Below are 11,791 nucleotides of genomic sequence, written 5' to 3'. Positions count from 1 at the left end.
GGTCAGGGTGGTGGCATGAGCATCGCGCTTCCGCCGGGTTTCGCGCAGTGGCTCTCGCTGCGCGAACCCGCCGACGTGGCGGCCCGGTCGACGGACCTGGTCGACGCGGTCCGGGCCACCCTGACCGGCGACGGCCCGCACGTCGTACACGATTTCGGCGCGGGCACCGGCTCGCTGGGCCGCTGGCTGGCCCCGCTGCTGCCCGGACCGCAGCACTGGGTGCTGCACGACCGGGACCCGGACCTGCTGGCCCGGGCCTGCGCGGACATGCCCGACACCGCCGCCGACGGCAGCGCGGTGACGGTACGGTCCGAGGCGGGGGACCTGACCCGGCTGACCGCCGACGACCTGGCCGGCACCGCCCTGGTCACCGCCTCGGCGCTGCTCGACATGCTGACCGCCGAGGAGGTCGACCGCGTCGTGGCGGCCTGTGTCGGCGCCGGCACCCGGACGCTGTTCCTGATCTCGGTGACCGGCGGGGTACGGCTGACCCCGTCCGACCCGCTCGACGACGAGGTGGCGGAGGCGTTCAACGCCCATCAGCGGCGCGCCGTGGCGGGCCGGCACCTGCTCGGCCCGGACGCGGCCGAGGCCTGCACCGCCGCCTTCGCCCGGCACGGGGTGCCGGTGCGGGTGCAGCCCAGCCCGTGGCGGCTCGGCCCGGAGCACGCCGACCTGGCCGAGCAGTGGTTCACCGGCTGGTTGGACGCCGCCCGTGAGCAGCGGCCCGAGCTGACCGACCGCACCACCGAGTACGAGCGGCGTCGGCGCGAGGAGGCTAGAACCGGTCGTCTCGGGGTACAGGTCGATCACGTCGACCTGCTGGCGCTGTGCCATTGAACCGGTGGCCGTCCGACTACGTGCGTACAGTCAGGGAAGATCGCCATGCCGGGGAGGCACGCGTGGGGGAGTTAGCTGGTGGCGCCGTCTCCACGGCCGCCCCGGCGGGTCGGTCGCTCTGGGGATGGGCGCGACTGGCGCTGGGGCTCGCCGTGATCGTCGGCCTGCTCCTCTGGCTGGGAACGGGACCGTTCCTGGCCGGGCTACGGCTGATCGACGCGCCCGCGCTGGCCGCCGCGCTCGCCATCGGCCTGTTCACCACGGTCTGTGTCGCCTGGCGGTGGAGCCTGGTCGCCGGTGGTCTCGGCGTCGGGCTGCCGCTGCGGGAGGCGGTCGCGCACTGCTACCGGGCGATCTTCCTGAACGCCACCCTGCCCGGCGGGATCCTCGGCGACGTGCACCGGGCGGTACGCCACGGCCGTGACGTCGGTGACGTGGGACGCGGCATCCGGGCGGTGGTCTGGGAGCGCGTCGCCGGCCAGGTGGTGCTGGTCGCGGTCGCGGTGGTGCTGTTGTTCGTGTTCCCCTCGCCGGTGCGGCCGTACCTGCCGGTGGCGACCGCGGTGGCGGTCGCGGTGCTGCTCGGCGTGGTGCTGACGGCCCGGGTGCTGCCGCAGTCGGGCGCCACCCGGATCACCCGCGCGATCGGTACGGCCGTCTCCGACGTGCGCCACGGCCTGCTGGGCCGGCGTACCTGGCTGGGTGTGCTGGTCGCCTCCGCGCTCGCGATCGGCGGACATCTGGCGACGTTCCTGCTGGCGGCGCGGACGGCGGGCTCCACCGCGCCGCTGACCCTGCTGTTGCCGCTGACCCTGCTTGCCCTGCTCGCGATGGCCGTGCCGGCGAACGTCGCCGGTTTCGGTCCGCGCGAGGGGGTGGCCGCGTGGGCGTTCGCCGCCGCCGGCCTGACCGCCGCCGAGGGGGTGGCCGCGGCGACCGTGTACGGCGCTCTCGTGCTCGTCGCGAGCCTGCCCGGAGCGGCCGTGCTGCTGGCTCGACGTGTCCGTGTACCCGCCACCGTATGACGAGGAGACCCATGTCCGACTCACTGCCTCTCGCCACCATCCGGACGCAGGTCACCGTGCCGCTGCGGTTCCCCGACGGCTACGCCACCACCGCCCGGTTGTTCACCTTCGACGGCCTGGTCGACGGCCGGGAACACCTCGCGTTCGCGCTCGGCGACGCCGAGCAGGGTGGGGCGGTGCCGCTGGTCCGTCCGCACAGCGAGTGCCTCACCGGCGACGTCTTCGGCAGCCAGCGCTGTGACTGCGGCCCCCAGTTGCGGGAGGCGGTGCAGCGGATCGCCGAGGTCGGTGGGTACCTGCTCTATCTGCGTCAGGAGGGCCGGGGCATCGGCCTGTACGCCAAGCTCGACGCGTACGCGTTGCAGGACGCCGGGCTGGACACCTTCGAGGCCAACGTGGCGCTGGGGCACGAGGAGGACGAGCGCGACTACACGGTGGCCGCGCAGATGCTCGTCGCGCTCGGCGTCGGGCCGATCGCGGTGCTCAGCAACAACCCGGAGAAGACCGAGCAGTTGGGACGCCTCGGGGTGACGGTCACCGAGCAGGTGCCCACCGGTGTCTTCCTCTCCCCGGCCAACGCCGACTACCTCGCGGCCAAGGCCAGCCGGGCCGCCCGCGCCGTCGATCTTCCCTTCGTCCGGTGACCGCCCCGGCGACGGCGCAGCGCCCGTACGTGCTGCTGAGCTGCGCGACCTCGATCGACGGCTACATCGACGACGCCACCGAGGAACGGCTGCTGCTCTCCAACGACGCGGACCTCGACCGGGTCGACGCGGTCCGCGCCGACTGCGACGCGATCCTGGTCGGGGCCGGTACGGTCCGTCGTGACGACCCCCGACTGCTGGTCCGCTGCGACCGGCGTCGGGCCGACCGGGTGGCCCGGGGCCTGCCGGAGTCACCGACCCGGGTGACCCTGACCGGCTGCGGTGACCTGGACCCGACCGCCCGGTTCTTCACCGTCGGCGACACCGACCGGATCGTCTACTGTGCCAGCGGGGCGCTGGAGAAGACCCGGCACCGCCTCGGTGACCTGGCCACCGTGGTCGACGCCGGTGACCCGATCGACCTGGGTCGGGCGCTGGCCGACCTCGCCGGCCGGGGGATACGTCGACTGCTGGTGGAGGGCGGGGCGGTGGTGCACGGTCAGTTCCTCGCCGCCGGGCTGGCCGACGAACTGCACCTGGTGGTGGCGCCGTTCTTCGTGGGGGACCGGCGGGCACCCCGGTTCGTCGGCGAGGGCCGGTTCCCCTGGCACCCGGGGCGGCGGGCCCAGGTGGTGGAGGCGCGCCAGATCGGGGACGTGGTGCTCACCCGCTACGCCCTGTCGGAGCGCTGCCAGACGGCCTGAGCGCCGACGTGCTCAAGATCACGCTCGATCCAGGATCCAGTGGCATCGGGCCCGCGGGCTGACCACTCGATCCTGGATCGAGTGCGCGACCACACGGACAGGGCGGTGGTGAGCTGATGGTCAGATGGGGCCGGCCTGGTCATCGGGGCGGTCCAGGAGCATCAGGCGGGCCTGCTTGTGCGGCAGGTCGATCAACGGGCCCTCGACGAAACCGGCCCGCCGGAGCCGGGCGATCGCCTTGTCGTTGCGGGCGTCGGGCTCCATGATGAGCCGCTGTCGGGTGGGGTCGGTGAAGACGAACGCGACGAACTCGGCGAGCAGCGTGCCGGTGAAGCCGGGCTCGGGGCGTACCGGGGTGCCGATCAGCAGGTGGCCGCCGTAGTCGCCGGGGCGTACCGGGTAGCACTCGCCGACCGGGTCGTGTTCCGGCTGGTAGCCCTGGAACAGCGCGACCGGGTCCCCGTCCCGCAGCGTCAGGTACGCGTGGTGGGTGGGCAGCGAGTCGACGTACCGGTAGACCTCCGCGACCCGGTCGCGGTCGGCGTCGCGCATGCCCCAGAAGCGGGCCCGGTCCTGGCTGACCCAGCCGTGGATGACGTCCGCGTCGGCGTCCGGGTCGACCGGCCGGAAGGTGACGGTGCCGAAACCGGGGACGTGTCGCGTGTGGTGGTGCGGGTCAGTCATCGTGCTCCTCGGTGAGGCGGTCCCAGTCGCAGGTCACCTCGACCAGTTCGCCGCGCAACCAGTGGGTGAGCTGGTCGTCGCGGTGCTCTCCGGTGCCGGTGGCGCCGAGCGGCACCACCCACCGGCTGTCCTCGCGGCGGGCCAGGTCCCACACGTAGCGGGCGGCCGGGCCGCGTAGGCACAGGTCGGTGACGCCGGGCACGCTGGAGGTGGCCAGCACGCAGTCGCCGTCGCCGGACAGCTCCGGACCGGGTGGGGCGGCCGGATCGGGCAGGGCCCGCCACGGCAGCAGCCGGTGCCGCTCACCCCACCGGCGGCTGTCGCCGGTCGCGGCGACCTCCTCGGCCGCCGCCCGCACCAGCGCGTCGCGGTCCACGCCCGGCAGATCGGCGTGCAGCAGCGGGACCACCGCGTACCCGACCCGGGGCACCAGCGCCAGCCAGGGGTGGAACACCTCCGGGTGGGCCGGCGGCTCGGCCAGCACGGCCAGCGCCGGGTGGGCGGCGAGCCGCCGGGCCACCGCCGAGCGCAGGTCGGCGAAGGCCGCCGCGTCGACGCTGTCGGCGGCCATCCGGCGGTCCCACGCCAGCAGCCGGGTCCGCAGGGCGTCGGCGTCGGCGCTGAGCCCGTCCAGGTCGGCGAGCACGGCGAGCAGCGGTTCGGCTCCGGCCAGGTGGGTGTCGGTGTGTACGGCGGCCATCTGCTCCGCCCGCCAGCTTGTGCCGGCGGTGAGCAGCGTACGGATCCGGTCGGCCCGGTACGGCGGGGCGAACTCGACCCCGAGGTCGGCGGAGATGCCGCGTTCGTTGGCCATCACCGCCACCCCGTCGACCGGGGACTGCGGGGTGTCGTGCCAGCCGTGCCAGGTGTGCTCCGCCGACCAGCCGGGCACCACCCGCAGCCCGTTGTCCTCATGCCGTCGGGGCACCCGCCCGGCGACCCGGTGCAGCAGCCCACCGTCGGTGTCGGCGGCGAGCACCACGTTGACCGGCTCGACCCAGCCGTCCAGCGCGGCGTCCAGGTCGCCGACGGTGCGGGCGCGCAGCAGCGCGGGCAGCACGGCGAAGCCGAGGTCACCGGTGACCCGGGGCGGGTGACGCAGGCTGACGGCCAGCTCCGGGTCGTGGTCCGGGCCGCCGGAGACCACCGGCCCGCGCTCGGTCTCGATCACCTCGACCTCGACCGGGTCGGCACCGGCCACCTCGACGGTCTCGACCTGCCGGTACGCCGGTCGCCACCCGTCCGGCCCGTACGCCTCGACCGCGTCGCCGACCCGGCGCAGCCGCTCGGCGTACAGGTCCTGGTAGTCGGACATCGCGTTGGTGATGGCCCAGGCCACCGCACCGGCGTGCCCGAAGTGCGGCAGGCCCGGCACGCCGGGCACGGCGAAGCCGAGCACGTCGTACTCCGGGCAGGCCAGGCGGATCTGCTGGTAGATGCCGGGCGCCTCGATGAACCGGTGCGGGTCACCGGCGATCAGCGCCGCACCGGTGGCGGTCCGGTCGCCGGTGACCAGCCAGCCGTTGCTGCCGGAGGTCACCTGCCCGTCGACGGCGAACAGGCGGGCCGCCGCCGGACCGAGCTTTCGCGCCACGTGTTCGCGCCAGAGTTTGGTGGGCAGCCCGGCGAAGAGCACGTGGTGGCCGAGCCAGACGGCCAGCGGTGTCCACGGCTGCCAGGTGCCGGGGGACAGGCCGGTGGTGGCGAACTCGGGCGCCCGGGCCGCGCCCTCGGCGAGACCGCTGTTGACGCCGTCGACGTACCGGCCGACCCACTCGGCCGTGGCCGGGTCCAGCGCCGCGTGGCAGCGGCGCGCGGTGTCGGCGAGCCGGACCTGCCGCGCGAACCGGTCCCAGGCGAGCGCGTCCGGGCCGAGGAAGGCGGCGCTGGTGCCCTGCGAGCGGTGCCGCTCCACCTCGATCTGCCAGGCCCGGTCCAGGGCGGTCACCCGACCCTGCGCGTACGCCAGCGAGCCGGGGTCGTCGGCGCGTAGGTGCGGGATGCCGTACCGGTCCCGGTAGCGGCGTCCACTGTGCGCGGATGGTCCGGTCATCCGCCGCTCGTCCACGGCGTAACCGTACCGGTGCGCAGGACAGCGGCGGGGACCGGCGGTGGGGGGATCGGGTGGTGGCTCGATGACGGACAGTGTGAGCTCCTGTGTGGTGCGAAACGCCGAGCGGGACTTGACAGCCGGTTAGGTTAGGTTAACCTAACCGCGGTTGTCCAAGGTCCTCTCGACCCTGATCGAAAGACGACGCGATGCCTGATCCCGTCTCCGTCCGCCGCTCCCCGTCCAGGGGCCCACTCGCCGCCGGCACTGCTGCCGCATTCGGCGGGACCACCGGTCGTGATGGAGCCGACTCGCCGATCACTTTCGGTCTTCCGCGAAGCGCTCACATCGGTCGACCTCGCTTCGCATCCGCCATTTCCGGCCTCGTGCCGACCGCCACCCCGCCGCCGGGTGCGCGACTGCTCGCCTGACGCCTCCGGGCGACCCGCGCCTCATCCCGCCGGCCGTCCATGCCACCACCCGCCGAGACCGCAGCGCCCCGCCGCTCGACGTACGAGCGGCGGCTTCCGCCTGCCCGACACCTGATCCGCCGAGCGTGGAGGACGTCCATGACCCTGCCGGTGCACACCGCCGAGGCAACGCCGACCCGGCCGCCGAACGGGCCCACAACAGCCCGTACCCACCTGTTCCACGCCGGCACAGTCGAGGAGTACCAGCGTGTCGTGGCGGCCGGCACCGAGCGGGTGGCCCGGCGGGTGGCCGAGGCGACCGGACCCTGCACCGGCGTACGCCCGGACGAGTTGGCGCCGCTGGTCGACGCGGTCGACCTGGACCGCCCGCTGGGTGACGCCACCGCCGCCCTGGACGAGTTGGAGGAGGTCTACCTGCGTGACGCGGTCTACTTCCACCACCCCCGCTACCTGGCCCACCTGAACTGTCCGGTGGTCCTCCCGGCGCTGCTCGGCGAGGCGGTGCTCAGCGCCGTGAACTCCTCGATGGACACCTGGGACCAGAGCGCCGGCGGCACCCTCATCGAGCGGCGGCTGGTCGACTGGACGGCCGGCCGGATCGGGTTCGGCCCGACCGCCGACGGGGTGTTCACCAGCGGCGGCACCCAGTCCAACCTGCACGCCCTGCTGCTGGCCCGGGAGGAGGCCCTGGCCGGTGCCACCCCCGCCGACCGGCGCATCCTGCTGCCCCGGCTGCGGATCATCGCCTCCGCGGCCGGTCACTTCAGCGTGCAGAAGGCGGCCAAGCTGCTCGGTCTGGCCCCGGACGCGATCGTGCTGGTGGAGACCGGCCCGGACCGGCGGATGCGGTCCGGCGCGGTCCGCCACGAGATCTCCCGCTGCCGACGCGACGGCCTGCCGGTGATGGCGGTCGTGGCCACCGCCGGCACCACCGACTTCGGCACCATCGACCCGCTCGACGAGATCGCCGAGGTGTGCGCCACCGCCGGGGTGTGGCTGCACGTCGACGCCGCGTACGGCTGCGGGCTGCTGGTCTCGCCGACCCGCCGGCACCTGCTCGACGGCATCGAGCGGGCCGACTCGGTGACCGTCGACTACCACAAGTCCTTCTTCCAGCCGGTCAGTTCCAGCGCGGTGCTGGTCCGCGACGGGCGGACGCTGCGGCACGTCACCTGGCACGCCGACTACCTCAACCCGGCCCGGATGGTCGCCCAGCGCATCCCCAACCAGGTCGACAAGAGCATGCAGACCACCCGGCGCTTCGACGCCCTCAAGCTCTGGCTGACCCTGCGGGTGATGGGCCCGGACGCGGTCGGTGAGCTGTTCGACGAGGTCTGCGACCGGGCCGACGACGCCTTCGAGATGGTCGCCGCCGACCCCCGCTTCGAGGTGCTGACCCGCTCGCCGCTGAGCACCGTGGTGTTCCGCTGGCTGCCCGGCGGCCCCGGCCGGGACCTGGCGGACGCGGCCAACCTGCGGGCCCGGGAGGCACTGGCCGCCTCCGGCCTGGCCGTCGTCGCGGGGACCAAGGTGGACGGTCGGCAGTACCTCAAGTTCACCGTTCTCAATCCGCACACCACGCGCGAGGATGTCGGGTACGTGCTGGACCTGATCGCCGAGCACGCCGGCCGGTACGTGCACGCCCACGCCGGCACGCCCGCCGTTGACCTGACCTGCCCGGTCGGCTGACATGCCGCCGGAGAACCCGAGCCTGGAGGGCCGGATGTCCAGCTACGACTTCATCGGGATCGGTCTCGGCCCGTACAACCTCGGCCTGGCCTGCCTGACCGCGCCGATCGCCGACCTCGACGGACTGTTCCTGGAGGCCCGCGACGACGTGTCCTGGCACCCCGGGATGCTGCTGGAGTCGTCCCGCCTACAGACCCCGTTCATGGCCGACCTGGTGACCCTGGCCGACCCCACCTCGCCGTACTCCTTCCTCAGCTATCTGAAGGAGATCGGTCGGCTCTACCCCTTCTACATCCGGGAGAACTTCTACCCGCTGCGGGTCGAGTACGACGCGTACTGCCGGTGGGCCGCCGGGAAGCTGTCCAACCTGCGCTTCGGCCACCAGGTGACCGCCGTCGAGTACGACCCGGCCGACGACCGGTACGTGGTGAGCGCCACCGTCGACGGCAGCACCGTCACGCACCGGGCCCGGCACGTGGTGCTCGGCACCGGCACGCCGCCGCACCTGCCGCCCGCCTGCGCCGGGCTGACCTCCGACGCGGTGCACAACTCGCGCTACCTGCCCAACCGGGACGCGCTGCGCGCGAAGCGCAGCATCACCGTGGTCGGCAGTGGCCAGAGCGCCGCCGAGATCTACCACGACCTGCTCGGCGACATCCACACCTACGGCTACCGGCTGAACTGGGTGACCCGCTCACCCCGGTTCTTCCCGCTGGAGTACACCAAGCTCACCCTGGAGATGACCTCACCGGACTACGTGGACTACTTCCACGCGCTGCCCGAGGCGACCCGCTACCGGTTGGAGTCCGAGCAGAAGGGCCTGTTCAAGGGGATCTCCGCCGACCTGATCGACGGCATCTTCGACCTGCTCTACGCCACCAGCGTGCACGGGCCGGTGGACACCCGCCTGCTGACCAACACCGAGCTGACCGGGGTGCGCTACGACGAGGCCGCCGGGGTGCACACGCTGGCGCTGCGCCACGTCGAGCAGGAACGCGACTTCACGCTGGAGACCGAGGGGCTGGTGCTGGCCACCGGCTACCACTACCGGGTGCCGGCATACCTGGACCCGATCCGGGACCGGCTGCGCTTCGACGGGCACGGTCGGCTCGACGTCGCCCGCAACTACAGCATCGACCAGACCGGACGCGGCGTCTTCCTCCAGAACGGTGGCACGCACACGCACAGCATCACCTCGCCCGACCTGGGGATGGGCCCGTACCGCAACGCCTGGATCATCCGTGAGCTGCTCGGTCGGGAGCCGTACCCGATCGAGAAGTCGATCACGTTCCAGGAGTTCGGGGTGCCCGCGTGACCGAGATCGTGTTCACCCGGCACGATCCGGGGCTGGGCGAGTTCGCCCTGCGTACGCTCGACGTGGCCGCCGACGCGCCGCTGCTGCACCGCTGGGTCACCCACCCGAAGGCGGCGTTCTGGATGATGCAGGACGCCGACGTGGACCGGGTCGCGGCCGAGTACGGCACGATCGCCGCCCACCCGCACCACGACGCGTACCTCGGGCTGTGGCGCGGCGAGCCGGCGTTCCTCGCCGAACGGTACGACCCGGCCCGGGTGGAGCTGGTCGGCCTGTACGACGCGCAGCCCGGCGACGTGGGCATGCACTTCCTCTGCGCGCCCACCGACACCCCGGTGCACGGCTTCACCACCGCTGTGATCACCACCGTGCTGGCCTGGCTCCTCACCGACCCCGCCACCCGTCGGGTCGTGGTCGAGCCGGACGTGCGCAACACCGCCGTGCACGCGCTCAACGCGGCGGTCGGGTTCGAGGTGGTCGGCCCGATCGCCAAGCCGGAGAAGACGGCCCTGTTGAGCATCTGCACCCGGGAGCGGTTCGTCGCCGCGACCCGTAACGAAGGAGCGTCATCGTGACCACCCCCGCCTCGTCCGCACCGGTCGCGCACCTGCGTCCGCAGACCTGGGAGCGGGTCAACCGGCTGCTGGTGCGCAAGGCCCTCGCGGAGTTCACCCACGAGCGGCTGCTGACCCCCGAGCCGGTCGACCCGAGCGCCGGGCCCGCCGACGCGTACGGCCGCCGGTGGTACGCGGTGAGCGGCGACTCCGGCGCGGTGCGGTACCGCTTCGCGGCGCGGGTGCTGGCGCTGGAGCACTGGGACATCGACCCGGGCAGCATCACCCGGCACCGGGGTGACGAGTCGCTGCCGCTGGACGCCGTCGACCTCTGTCTGGAACTGCGCGACGCGTTGGGGCTCGCCGACCGGATCCTGCCGGTCTACCTGGAGGAGATCACCTCCACGCTGGCCGGTGCCGCGTACAAGCTGGACCGCGCGCTGCCGAGCGCCGCCGAGCTGGTCGAGGCCGACTTCCAGGTGATCGAGACGTCGATGACCGAGGGCCACCCGTGCTTCGTGGCCAACAACGGCCGGCTCGGCTTCGGCGTCGACGAGTACCACCGGTTCGCCCCGGAGGCGGCCCGGCCGGTACGCCTCGTCTGGGTGGCCGCGCACCGCGACCACGCCCGCTTCACCTGCGCCGCCGACCTGGAGTACGCGAGCTTCCTGCGGGCGGAACTGGGCGAGGCGACCCTGGACCGGTTCAGCGACACGATGCGCGAACTCGGCCTGGACCTGGACGACTACCTGCTCATGCCGGTGCACCCGTGGCAGTGGTGGAACAAGACGTCGGTGACCTTCGCCGGTGAGGTGGCCCGCCGCCGCCTGGTGTACCTCGGCGAGGGGCCGGACGAATACCTGGCCCAGCAGTCCATCCGGACCTTCTTCAACGTCAGCGCACCGCAGCGGCACTACGTCAAGACCGCCCTGTCGGTGCTGAACATGGGCTTCATGCGGGGGCTGTCGGCCGCGTACATGGAGGCCACTCCGGCGATCAACGACTGGCTCGCCGAGTTGGTCGCCGGGGACGCGGTGTTCGGCGCCACCGGCCTGACCATCCTGCGGGAGCGGGCCGCCGTCGGCTACCGGCACCGGCAGTACGAGGCGGCGACCGACCGCTACTCGCCGTACCGCAAGATGCTGGCGGCGCTCTGGCGGGAGAGCCCGGTGCCCGGCCTCGCCCCCGACGAACGGCTGGCCACCATGGCGTCGCTGCTGCACGTCGACGCCGACGGCCGCTCGTTCGCCGCCGAACTCGTCGCCGCCTCGAAGCTCGCGCCGACGGAGTGGCTGCGCCGCTACCTGAACGCCTACCTGACCCCGCTGCTGCACGCCTTCTACGCCTACGACCTGGCCTTCATGCCGCACGGCGAGAACGTCATCCTGGTGCTGCGCGACGGCGCGGTCGAACGGGTGATCTTCAAGGACATCGCCGAGGAGATCGTGGTGATGAGCGCCGACGCGGAGCTGCCGGCGACCGTGGAGCGCATCCGGGCCGACATCCCGGAGGACATGAAGCTGCTCTCCATCTTCACCGACGTCTTCGACTGCTTCTTCCGCTTCCTCAGCGCCACCCTGGTCGCGCAGGGCGTGGTGGACGAGGAGACGTTCTGGCGGGCGGTCGCCGACTGCGCCACCGCGTACGCCGACCAGGTGCCGCACCTGGCCGACCGGCTGGCCCGCTACGACCTGTTCGCCCCGGAGTTCGCGCTGTCCTGCCTCAACCGGCTGCAACTGCGCGACAACCAGCAGATGGTCGACCTGTCCGACCCGTCGGCCGCCCTGCAACTCGTCGGCGCCCTGCCCAACCCGCTGGCCCCCTTCGCGCCCGCGCGGTGAGCCGGTGACCCGTC

10 protein-coding genes are annotated in these 11,791 nt (G+C 73.0%); 8 read left to right on the top strand and 2 right to left on the bottom strand.

Going from position 1 to position 11,791, the window contains the following annotated elements; all coding sequences use genetic code 11:
* Positions 1 to 15 precede the first annotated feature (15 nt).
* The 4 genes from ACIBMZ_RS19380 to ACIBMZ_RS19365 all read left to right on the top strand — a co-directional run bounded on the left by ACIBMZ_RS19380 (position 16) and on the right by ACIBMZ_RS19365 (position 3,213).
* Positions 16 to 840 (top strand): SAM-dependent methyltransferase, encoded by an 825-nt coding sequence (locus tag ACIBMZ_RS19380; protein WP_396695576.1) that lies wholly within the window; start codon positions 16 to 18, stop codon positions 838 to 840.
* Between the two features lie 62 nt (positions 841 to 902).
* Positions 903 to 1,865, top strand: a complete 963-nt coding sequence (locus ACIBMZ_RS19375) for a lysylphosphatidylglycerol synthase domain-containing protein (protein WP_396695574.1) — start codon at positions 903 to 905, stop codon at positions 1,863 to 1,865.
* A gap of 11 nt (positions 1,866 to 1,876) precedes the next feature.
* The gene (ribA, locus tag ACIBMZ_RS19370; protein ID WP_396695572.1) at positions 1,877 to 2,509 is read left to right on the top strand and encodes a GTP cyclohydrolase II; all 633 of its coding nucleotides are present in this window, start codon (positions 1,877 to 1,879) and stop codon (positions 2,507 to 2,509) included.
* Positions 2,506 to 3,213, top strand: coding sequence for a RibD family protein (locus tag ACIBMZ_RS19365; protein WP_396695570.1), 708 nt, complete (start codon positions 2,506 to 2,508; stop codon positions 3,211 to 3,213). Before ribA ends, ACIBMZ_RS19365 begins: the two co-directional genes overlap by 4 nt.
* Positions 3,214 to 3,333: 120 nt before the next feature.
* On the opposite strand, the gene ACIBMZ_RS19360 is transcribed toward ACIBMZ_RS19365, so the two are convergent.
* A complete protein-coding gene (locus tag ACIBMZ_RS19360) occupies positions 3,334 to 3,897 on the bottom strand; it encodes a GNAT family N-acetyltransferase (RefSeq protein ID WP_396695568.1) in 564 nt (187 codons plus the stop codon).
* Entirely contained in the window at positions 3,890 to 5,950 is a 2,061-nt protein-coding gene (locus ACIBMZ_RS19355; RefSeq protein ID WP_396695566.1) for a penicillin acylase family protein, read from the bottom strand. Before ACIBMZ_RS19355 ends, ACIBMZ_RS19360 begins: the two co-directional genes overlap by 8 nt.
* A 566-nt stretch (positions 5,951 to 6,516) precedes the next feature.
* Between ACIBMZ_RS19355 and ACIBMZ_RS19350 the strand changes: the two genes are divergently transcribed.
* The 4 genes from ACIBMZ_RS19350 to ACIBMZ_RS19335 are packed head-to-tail and all read left to right on the top strand — an operon-like array spanning position 6,517 to position 11,777.
* Positions 6,517 to 8,067 carry a pyridoxal phosphate-dependent decarboxylase family protein gene (locus tag ACIBMZ_RS19350; RefSeq protein WP_396695564.1) on the top strand — a complete coding sequence of 517 codons (1,551 nt, stop codon included), beginning with the start codon at positions 6,517 to 6,519 and terminating at the stop codon, positions 8,065 to 8,067.
* A gap of 34 nt (positions 8,068 to 8,101) precedes the next feature.
* Complete coding sequence (locus ACIBMZ_RS19345) at positions 8,102 to 9,382, top strand: lysine N(6)-hydroxylase/L-ornithine N(5)-oxygenase family protein (RefSeq protein WP_396695562.1); 1,281 nt, start codon at positions 8,102 to 8,104, stop codon at positions 9,380 to 9,382.
* Between the two features lie 5 nt (positions 9,383 to 9,387).
* Complete coding sequence (locus ACIBMZ_RS19340) at positions 9,388 to 9,957, top strand: GNAT family N-acetyltransferase (RefSeq protein ID WP_396695862.1); 570 nt, start codon at positions 9,388 to 9,390, stop codon at positions 9,955 to 9,957.
* On the top strand, positions 9,954 to 11,777 hold the full coding sequence (locus ACIBMZ_RS19335) for an IucA/IucC family protein (RefSeq protein ID WP_396695560.1): 1,824 nt from the start codon (positions 9,954 to 9,956) through the stop codon (positions 11,775 to 11,777). Before ACIBMZ_RS19340 ends, ACIBMZ_RS19335 begins: the two co-directional genes overlap by 4 nt.
* The last annotated feature ends 14 nt before the right edge of the window (positions 11,778 to 11,791 follow it).

It is taken from the genome of Micromonospora sp. NPDC049900 (genome assembly GCF_044461025.1).
Taxonomy (GTDB): Bacteria; Actinomycetota; Actinomycetes; order Mycobacteriales; family Micromonosporaceae; genus Micromonospora.
The sequence above is the reverse complement of the archived record's forward strand: the minus strand, read 5'-3'. Positions and strand labels throughout refer to the sequence as shown.

Coding starts and splice junctions, on each gene's coding strand:
- ACIBMZ_RS19380 (WP_396695576.1), top strand. CDS start 16: ATGAGCATCGCGCTTCCGCCGGGTTTCGCGCAGTGGCTCTCGCTGCGC.
- ribA (WP_396695572.1), top strand. CDS start 1,877: ATGTCCGACTCACTGCCTCTCGCCACCATCCGGACGCAGGTCACCGTG.
- ACIBMZ_RS19360 (WP_396695568.1), bottom strand. CDS start 3,897: ATGACTGACCCGCACCACCACACGCGACACGTCCCCGGTTTCGGCACC.
- ACIBMZ_RS19355 (WP_396695566.1), bottom strand. CDS start 5,950: ATGACCGGACCATCCGCGCACAGTGGACGCCGCTACCGGGACCGGTAC.
- ACIBMZ_RS19350 (WP_396695564.1), top strand. CDS start 6,517: ATGACCCTGCCGGTGCACACCGCCGAGGCAACGCCGACCCGGCCGCCG.
- ACIBMZ_RS19345 (WP_396695562.1), top strand. CDS start 8,102: ATGTCCAGCTACGACTTCATCGGGATCGGTCTCGGCCCGTACAACCTC.